This window comes from Pseudoalteromonas sp. T1lg75 (genome assembly GCF_002964705.1).
Classification (GTDB): Bacteria; Pseudomonadota; Gammaproteobacteria; order Enterobacterales; family Alteromonadaceae; genus Pseudoalteromonas.
The window spans coordinates 1-586 of the sequence record NZ_PQCD01000060.1; the positions used below are offsets into that span (position 1 = coordinate 1).

The window sequence follows — 586 nt, forward strand, 5'->3', positions numbered from 1 at the left end:
AAGTTGCTCAAAAGGACGCAAAACGCTTGGCTTGTGCTCCTTCGTCGCTAATTTTAGCCAAGCATTTATGCGCCCATTAGCAAGGCGTTATAAGCCTAGGGAGTCTCACTGAAACATGGAAGTTGTTCTTTATCTTTTCTATTGCTTCTTCTGTTTCGGAATAATGCCATATCACGCTTGGGTAGTGTCTAAAAGTAAATACCTTATGTGGTGGCAGTTAGCTGTGTCAGCTATGTGGGCATGGCTAATATTCTACGAATACGTTACTGAAATTCCTGAAGGTGAAAATGGTTCAGTGATTGTAGGTATGTTTGTTTTGGTTCCATTTCTTTGCTTACTCTCACAAGTTATGTTCTTTGTTGTGCATTATGTTGGCAATGGAATTGTTAATCGGATCAAATCGGCTTATAACAAGCCACTGAAGCGGGACTTGTAACAGTTAGCTCGGTTTCGCTTCGCTACACATTTTAGCCAACTATTACTCGCTCCTTAGTGGGGCGTTAGTTTTACAAGGAAGTATTGTGTTTCAATCTAGCCAAGTATTTATAGATAATATTCATAAGAGCTTTCAATTCTTAAAGCAGTT

General features: G+C 39.4%; 1 protein-coding gene. It reads left to right on the forward strand.

Features of this window, described 5'->3' with window-relative positions; all coding sequences use genetic code 11:
- Positions 1–205: 205 nt before the first annotated feature.
- Positions 206–436 carry a hypothetical protein gene (locus tag C2M36_RS15150; protein WP_158678968.1) on the forward strand — a complete coding sequence of 77 codons (231 nt, stop codon included), beginning with the start codon at positions 206–208 and terminating at the stop codon, positions 434–436.
- The last annotated feature ends 150 nt before the right edge of the window (positions 437–586 follow it).